General features: G+C 45.4%; 7 protein-coding genes. All 7 read left to right on the top strand.

The genetic code is table 11. From position 1 onward, the window contains the following. Positions 1-2,786, top strand: a 2,786-nt coding sequence (locus Q0203_RS04715) for a DNA-directed RNA polymerase subunit beta' (protein WP_297929919.1), incomplete at its 5' end; no start/stop codon positions are given. A gap of 164 nt (positions 2,787-2,950) precedes the next feature. Next, positions 2,951-3,760 (top strand): NAD(+) diphosphatase, encoded by an 810-nt coding sequence (gene nudC / locus Q0203_RS04710; protein ID WP_297929917.1) that lies wholly within the window; start codon positions 2,951-2,953, stop codon positions 3,758-3,760. Then, positions 3,741-4,805 (top strand): uroporphyrinogen decarboxylase, encoded by a 1,065-nt coding sequence (gene hemE / locus Q0203_RS04705; RefSeq protein WP_297929915.1) that lies wholly within the window; start codon positions 3,741-3,743, stop codon positions 4,803-4,805. Before nudC ends, hemE begins: the two co-directional genes overlap by 20 nt. Before the next feature lie 17 nt (positions 4,806-4,822). After that, entirely contained in the window at positions 4,823-5,413 is a 591-nt protein-coding gene (locus tag Q0203_RS04700) for a DUF416 family protein (RefSeq protein WP_297929921.1), read from the top strand. 162 nt (positions 5,414-5,575) lie between these two features. Beyond that, a complete protein-coding gene (locus tag Q0203_RS04695) occupies positions 5,576-5,848 on the top strand; it encodes an HU family DNA-binding protein (RefSeq protein WP_209363688.1) in 273 nt (90 codons plus the stop codon). Positions 5,849-5,984: 136 nt separating this feature from the next. After that, positions 5,985-6,761, top strand: a complete 777-nt coding sequence (locus Q0203_RS04690) for a DeoR family transcriptional regulator (protein ID WP_297929913.1) — start codon at positions 5,985-5,987, stop codon at positions 6,759-6,761. Between the two features lie 56 nt (positions 6,762-6,817). After that, positions 6,818-8,650 (top strand): glutamine--fructose-6-phosphate transaminase (isomerizing), encoded by a 1,833-nt coding sequence (glmS, locus tag Q0203_RS04685; RefSeq protein WP_297929911.1) that lies wholly within the window; start codon positions 6,818-6,820, stop codon positions 8,648-8,650. Positions 8,651-8,738: the final 88 nt, after the last annotated feature.

The raw sequence follows: 8,738 nt of genomic DNA, 5'->3' as shown, positions 1-8,738 counted from the left end.
CAAACGGTGATCCGATTATCGTTCCATCACAAGACGTGGTGTTGGGTCTTTACTATATGACCCGCGACAAAGTGAACGGTAAAGGTGAAGGCATGTTATTGCAAGATCCACGCGAAGCAGAAAAAGCCTATCGTACCGGTCAGGCGGAATTGCATTCTCGCGTGAAAGTGCGTATTACCGAATATGTGAAAAATGAAGCGGGTGAGTTTGAATCAAAAACCACATTAACAGATACCACTATTGGTCGTGCCATTTTATGGATGATCGCGCCGAAAGGTATGCCGTTTAGCTTGTTTAACCAAACACTTGGCAAAAAGGCGATTTCTAAGTTAATTAATGAAAGCTATCGTCGTTTAGGTTTAAAAGCCAGCGTCATGTTTGCTGACCACATTATGTATACCGGTTTTGCTTATGCTGCACGTTCAGGTTCTTCCGTTGGTATCGACGATATGGTCATTCCGGCGAAGAAATACGAAATTATTTCTGCTGCGGAAGAAGAAGTGGCTGAAATTCAGGAACAATTCCAATCCGGTCTTGTGACTGCCGGCGAACGTTATAACAAAGTAATCGATATTTGGGCTGCCGCCAACGAGCGTGTTGCTAAAGCCATGATGGAAAACCTTTCTACGGAAGAAGTGATTAACCGTGAAGGTAAACCGGAAAAACAAGCGTCTTTCAACAGCATCTTTATGATGGCAGATTCCGGTGCGCGTGGTTCTGCAGCACAGATTCGTCAGTTAGCAGGTATGCGTGGCTTGATGGCACGTCCGGATGGTTCCATTATCGAAACACCTATTACCGCAAACTTCCGTGAAGGTTTAAACGTTTTACAATACTTTATTTCCACCCACGGTGCGCGTAAAGGTTTGGCGGATACCGCGTTGAAAACAGCGAACTCAGGTTACTTAACTCGTCGTTTGGTTGACGTCGCACAAGACCTCGTTATCGTAGAAGATGACTGTGGTACACACGAAGGTATCGTGATGACCCCGTTAATTGAGGGTGGTGATGAAAAAGTGCCTCTACGTGAACAAGTTTTAGGTCGTGTTGCGGCAGAAGACATCTTAAAACCAGGTACGGAAGAAGTTTTAATTCCACGCAATACCTTATTAGATGAAAAATTGTGTGACGTATTAGACGAAAACTCTGTAGACAGCGTGAAAGTACGTTCTGTTGTAACCTGTAACACCGATTTCGGAGTGTGTGCGAAATGTTACGGTCGTGACTTAGCACGTGGCCACTTGATCAACCAAGGTGAAGCAGTGGGTGTTATTGCGGCACAATCTATCGGCGAACCGGGAACACAGTTAACCATGCGTACGTTCCACATCGGTGGTGCGGCATCTGCAGCAGCCAAAGAGTCTAGCGTACAAGTGAAAAACAACGGGACATTGCGTTTAGCCAATGCGAAATTCGTTACGAATAACGAAGGCAAATTGGTATTAACGTCTCGTAATACCGAATTAACCGTTGTGGATACGTTCGGACGTACCAAAGAACACTATAAAGTGCCTTATGGTGCGATTTTAAACAAAGGCGATCAGCAAGAGGTGAATGCCGGTGAAACCATCGCTAACTGGGATCCGCATACTATGCCGGTTATCTCTGAAGTGAGTGGTTTTGTGAAATTTGTGGATATCGTGGACGGCTTAACCGTCACCCGTCAAACCGATGAATTAACCGGTCTTTCTTCTATCGTAGTGCAAGATGTGGGTGAACGTGCAACCGCTGGTAAAGACTTACGTCCGGCAATCAAACTGGTAGATGACAAAGGCAACGATGTTGTTGTTCCGGGTACTGACGTAGTGGCGCAATACTTCTTACCAAGTAAAGCTATCGTGACATTAGATGACGGCGCAGAAGTGCATATCGGTGATCCGTTAGCACGTATTCCGCAAGAATCTGTAGGAACGAAAGATATTACCGGTGGTCTTCCACGCGTGGCAGACTTGTTTGAAGCGCGTAAGCCGAAAGAGCCTGCGATTTTGGCAGAAATCTCCGGTATCGTGTCCTTCGGTAAAGAAACCAAAGGTAAACGCCGCTTGTTGATTACCCCGGCAGAAGGCGAAGTGTACGAAGAAATGATTCCAAAATGGCGTCAATTGAACGTATTCGAAGGTGAAATGGTAGAACGCGGTGATTTAATCTCCGATGGTGCGGAAACGCCACATGACATCTTACGTTTACGCGGTGTACACGCGGTAACCGAATATATCGTGAATGAAGTCCAAGAAGTTTACCGCTTACAAGGGGTAAAAATTAACGATAAACACATCGAAGTGATCGTGCGCCAAATGTTGCGTAAAGCGATTGTTACCAAAGCTTACGACTCCGAATTCCTTGAAGGGGAACAAGTGGAAGTAGCTCGCGTGAAAATCGTTAACCGTAAACGTGAAGCCGAAGGCAAACCGCCGGTGGAATTTGAACGCGAATTATTGGGTATTACCAAAGCGTCCTTGGCCACCGAGTCCTTCATCTCTGCGGCATCCTTCCAAGAAACCACACGTGTGTTAACGGAAGCGGCAGTAGCAGGTAAACGCGATGAATTGCGCGGCTTGAAAGAAAACGTCATCGTAGGTCGTTTGATTCCGGCAGGTACCGGTTTTGCGTATCACCAAAATCGTCATAAAAACGCGTCAGTTATCGCAGATGAAGAGGTGCCGGTAAGACTATCGGCGATGGATGAAGAAGAGATTGCTTCTGAATTCGTCATGACCTCTGAGGATGCCGAGGCCAGTTTAGCTGAAATGTTAAATATGGTAGAAGAAGACGATCACGCAGAATAATATTTCTGCAAGAAGAAACCCGAGCGAAGTCTCGGGTTTTTTTATGGGGATCATTCGCTAAATGAACAAATACCTTTTATAATGACCGCACTTTTTTCTTCTCGGAACCACAAAGTGCGGTAGAAAATGGACGTGTTTTCCGCGTATTACAACAGGTGTTAAAAATGAAACGAATTGAGCCTGACAAACAGGGCTTTTGGCTCTTTACGCAAGCGTCATCGATTCATTGGGTGGATGGCAAACTTCCTTTTGGTCGTGCCGATGAGTTAGGATTAACCGGACTTCACGCCATGCGTATTGGCGAGTGGGCCGGACAACCACTGTATTTGGTGGAATCCCAAACGGATGATGGGCGTGCGTATTTTTCCTTGCGTGATCAGCTATCATTGCCGTTGGAACAATTTAATTTGCTCAGCCGTGGTGTGGAGCTCAATCATTTTTACCAAACGCATCAATTTTGCGGCAAGTGCGGTGGAAAAACGGAACAAATGTCGGATGAATGGGCAGTACAATGCCAAGCTTGCGGCTTTCGGGCTTATCCTGTCATTTGCCCATCAATTATTGTTGCCGTTCGGCGTGGTTCACAAATTTTGTTAGCAAATCATCGTCGCCATAAAGGCGGTATGTACACAACGCTGGCAGGCTTTGTGGAAGTGGGGGAAACCTTTGAGGAAGCCGTGTGGCGAGAAGTTTACGAAGAAACCCATATTCATGTGCAAAATTTGCGCTACTTTGGTAGCCAACCTTGGGCATTTCCCAATTCGCAAATGGTCGGGTTTTTAGCCGATTACGCCGGCGGTGAGATTCAAATTCAGCCGGAAGAAATTCATGATGCGCAATGGTTTACTTATGACAAGCCGTTACCTGAGTTGCCGCCCCATGGCACGATTGCGCGCAAACTTATTGAAGCGACACTGGCATTGTGTCAACAACATCATAATAACGAGAGATTTTATGACCACATTAAAAAATGACCGCTATTTAAGAGCCCTTTTACGTCAACCTGTGGATATGACGCCGATTTGGATGATGCGCCAAGCGGGGCGGTATTTGCCGGAATACAAAGCCACTCGTGCGCAAGCCGGTGATTTTATGTCTTTGTGTCGTAATGCGTATTTGGCCTGTGAGGTGACATTACAACCGTTGCGCCGTTATGCATTAGATGCGGCAATTTTATTTTCCGATATTTTAACGATTCCCGATGCCATGGGGCTTGGCTTAAGCTTTGGCGCCGGTGAAGGACCAAAATTTGAACGGGTTATTGACAGCAAAAGTGCGGTGGAAAATTTACCTATTCCGGATCCGGAACAAGAACTGCAATATGTGATGAATGCGGTGCGCACAATTCGCCGTGAACTCAATGGTGAAGTGCCTCTTATCGGCTTTTCCGGGAGTCCGTGGACATTGGCTACTTACATGGTGGAAGGCGGTTCTTCTAAAGCCTTTACGAAAATTAAAAAAATGCTGTATAGCGAACCGCACTTATTGCACGCCTTGTTAGATAAACTGGCAGACAGCGTGATTCTTTACTTAAATGCGCAAATTAAAGCCGGCGCCCAGGCGGTCATGGTGTTTGATACCTGGGGCGGCGTGTTGGCGCATCGTGAATATCCCGAGTTTTCCTTGCGTTATATGCACAAAATCGTAGATGGTTTGATTCGCGATCATGAGGGGCGTCGTGTGCCGGTCACCTTATTTACCAAAGGTGGCGGCTTATGGTTAGAAGCCATTGCCGATACCGGTTGTGATGCCGTGGGCTTGGATTGGACGGTGGATATTGCTGAGGCACGCCGCCGTATTGGGCATAAAGTGGCATTGCAAGGCAACATGGATCCGAGCGTGCTTTATGCACCTGCCAGACGAATTGAAGACGAAGTGCGGTCAATTTTAGCGGCGTTTGGTGAAGGGAGCGGTCATGTATTTAACCTTGGGCATGGCATTCATCAGGACGTGCCGGAAGAAAGCCCGAAAGTGTTGGTGGATGCCGTACATCAGCTCTCTAAACCTTATCATCGCTAAAGTGCGGAGAAAAAATGATGCGAAATCCGATTCATAAACGTTTAGAAAATCTCGCTACTTGGCAGCATTTAACTTTTATGGCGTGCTTGTGTGAGCGAATGTATCCCAACTACCATTTATTCTGCCAAATCACAGAACAGCCACAAAACGCTAAGGTGTATCACAATATTTTGAATTTAGTGTGGGAATATTTAACGGTTAAAGAGGCCAACATTAATTTTGAAAGTCAGTTAGAAAAACTGGAAAACATTATTCCCGATGTGAATGACTATGATTTTTACGGTGTTGTGCCGGCATTAGATGCTTGTGAAGGGTTGGCGGAAGTGTTGCATACCATCATTGCCGGCGCGTCATTGGAGCAAGCGGTAAAAGTCAGCCAACTGTCATTGGGAACGGTAGCGGGTTATTTAGAAACGGAATATGATCGCACCTTATCCGAGGTGGAACTGAAGGAATCGGATTTAATCCAGCAAGAATTAGATGTGCAATGGCAACTGTATCGCGCGTTAAAAGAGGCGGAAAGGCATGATGTTGAACTGATTTCTGATTTAAAAAATGCGTTGCGTGAAGAGGCGGTTTCGAATATTTGTATAAAAATAGAACAGTAATGTGATATTTTCCACAAAAATCATAATTCATGCTTTGCTTTCGGTGCAACTTAGATTAAGCTTTGCCTGCACTGATTATAGTGAGCTCAGTTTATTGAATGAGTAATGATAATATTATTTATTTCACCACTGTAAATTTAAAAAAATAGAAGGTACTAATCTATGAACAAAACAGATTTAATTGATGCTATTGCAAGCGCAGCCGAATTAAATAAAAAACAAGCTAAAGCTGCTTTAGAAGCAACTTTAGATGCAATCACTGAAAGCTTAAAAAAAGGTGATGCCGTACAATTAATCGGTTTCGGCACATTTAAAATCAATGAGCGTAAAGCGCGTACCGGTCGTAACCCACAAACCGGTGCAGAAATTAAAATTGCGGCTTCTAAAGTGCCAGCATTCGTTTCTGGTAAAGCATTAAAAGATGCTGTTAAATAATTAGTTCTGATATTTAATCTTCAAACCCTGTTTCTAGTAAACAGGGTTTTTTGTTGCCTATCTTTTTATTTACATCCTTTCTAAATGGCTATAAACTTTCGAATCGAAATTTAAACGGAACTATTTGGGTTTGGAAATGACTAAACGACACATTCATCCTCGCAATACCCAACAACGTCGTCACGGCATCATGCAATTATTGCTGGAGCGTGGAGAGGTGAGCGTTGATCAGCTTGTTCAGCTGTTTGATACTTCGGAAGTCACGATTCGTAAAGACTTAACGGTGTTAGAAAATAACGGTTTCTTAGTGCGTCGTTATGGTGGCGCGATCTTGATGCCGCAAGAACTCATTGAGGACGAACAGGAAGATTTTCTTTCGGAACGAAAGTTGGCCATTGCTAAACGGGCAGCTGAACGTATTTTAGATCACAATCGCATTATTATTGATAGCGGCACCACCACGGCGGCGTTGATTAAACAGTTGAACAACAAGCAAGGGTTGGTGGTGATGACCAATTCTATGTATGTAGCGAACGAGCTGCGTTCCCTCGAAAATGAGCCAACGTTGTTAATGACCGGTGGCACATGGGATAAGGCATCTGAGTCTTTTCAAGGCAAAGTGGCGGAGCAAGTATTACGTTCTTATAACTTTGACCAGCTGTTTATCGGTGCCGATGGAATTGATTTTGATCGTGGAACGACCACATTCAACGAATTGGTTGGCTTAAGCCAAGTGATGGCGGATGTGGCGCGCGAAGTGATTGTGATGGTGGAATCTCAAAAGATTGGGCGAAAGATGCCTAACGTTGAATTGGTGTGGCAACAAATTGATGTATTGATTACCGATAATTTATTGTTAGAAGACAGTAAAAAACGCATTGAAGCCCATGGTGTGGACGTCATCTGCGCTTAAAAGTGCGGTTATTTTAAATAATGTTTTTTTAGCTTATTTCAGGAGAGCAAAAAGTTATGTGTGGAATTGTTGGTGCCGTCGCACAACGTGATGTGGCAGAAATTTTAATTAATGGATTACATCGCCTTGAATACCGTGGTTATGACTCCGCAGGATTGGCGGTAGTCAATTTACAACATGAATTACAACGTGTACGTTGCTTAGGCAAAGTAAAAGCGTTGAATGAGGCAGTGGAAAAATCACCGCTTATCGGTGGCACCGGCATTGCGCACACCCGTTGGGCTACTCATGGCGCGCCTTCCGAAGATAACGCACACCCCCACGTTTCCGGTAATTTTGCGGTGGTGCATAACGGCATTATCGAAAACTATGAAGAATTGCGTGCGTTGTTGAAAGCGCGTGGTTATGTGTTTACCTCCCAAACAGATACGGAAGTCATTGCACATTTGGTGGAATGGGAAATGCGCAGCGCAGGCAGTTTATTGGAAGCCGTGCAGAACGTCGTAAAACAATTAACCGGCGCCTATGGTATGGTCGTGATGGATCGTATGCATCCGGAACATCTTGTGGCAGCGCGTTCCGGCAGCCCATTGGTGATCGGTTTGGGCATTGGCGAAAACTTCCTTGCCTCTGACCAACTTGCTTTGTTAAGCGTTACCCGTCGCTTTATTTTCTTAGAAGAGGGCGACATTGCAGAAATTACTCGCCGTTCCGTGGATATTTACGATCGCGATGGTCATAAAGTCGAGCGTGAGGCGCATGATTCCAATTTAGAAAACGATGCGGCGGAAAAAGGCAAACACCGCCACTTCATGCAAAAAGAAATTTACGAACAACCGACCGCACTTATCAACACGATGGAAGGTCGTGTAACCCACAATAACGTAGTGGTGGAAGCGATCGGTAACGGCGCGAAAGACATTCTCGAAAAAGTGGAACACATTCAAATCGTGGCTTGTGGTACATCTTACAATTCCGGTATGGTGTCTCGTTATTGGTTTGAAAGCGTGGCCGGCGTGAGCTGTGATGTGGAAATTGCCTCTGAATTTCGTTACCGCAAATTTGTAGTACGCCCAAACAGTTTATTGATTACGATTTCCCAATCCGGCGAAACGGCGGATACCCTAGCAGCTTTACGTTTAGCGAAAGAAAAAGGCTATATGGCGGCGATGACGATTTGTAACGTAGCCGGCTCGTCCCTCGTGCGCGAATCGGATCTGGCATTCATGACCCGCGCCGGCGTGGAAATCGGGGTAGCCTCCACCAAAGCTTTTACAACGCAGTTAGCCGCATTGTTAATGTTAGTCGTGGCGGTTGGTAAAGCCAAACAGACCCTTTCTACGGAGAAAGAGCAGGACATTGTGAAAGCATTGCAAGCGCTGCCGGCGGAGATTGAAAAGGCTTTAGCGTTCGATAAACACATTGAAACCTTGGCGGAAGATTTTGCCGAAAAGAACCATGCGTTATTTTTAGGTCGTGGCGAGTTCTACCCCATTGCGATGGAGGCCTCGTTGAAGTTAAAAGAAATTTCTTATATTCACGCAGAAGCCTATGCCGCCGGTGAGCTAAAACACGGTCCGTTAGCCTTAATCGATGCCGATATGCCGGTGATTGTGGTCGCACCAAACAATGAATTGCTGGAAAAAATCAAATCCAACATAGAAGAAGTGCGCGCCCGTGGCGGTCAATTGTATGTGTTTGCTGATAAAGAGGCCGGTTTTAGTGAAGCGGAAGGCATGAAAATCATCACCATGCCAACGGTAAATGATATTACCGCACCGATTTATTACACCGTGCCGATGCAGCTGTTGGCTTATCACATTGCCCTAATTAAAGGCACCGATGTGGATCAGCCTCGTAACTTGGCGAAAGCGGTTACCGTGGAATAATCTCTCAAAACGCCTGAAATTCTGACCGCACTTTGATCTGCACCCCAAAACCTGGACACCTATTTTGAGGTGCAGATTATGTCTTACT

Source organism: uncultured Aggregatibacter sp. (assembly GCF_938046485.1).
Lineage (GTDB): Bacteria > Pseudomonadota > Gammaproteobacteria > Enterobacterales > Pasteurellaceae > Aggregatibacter.
This window is presented reverse-complemented; position numbering and strand designations above follow the sequence as displayed.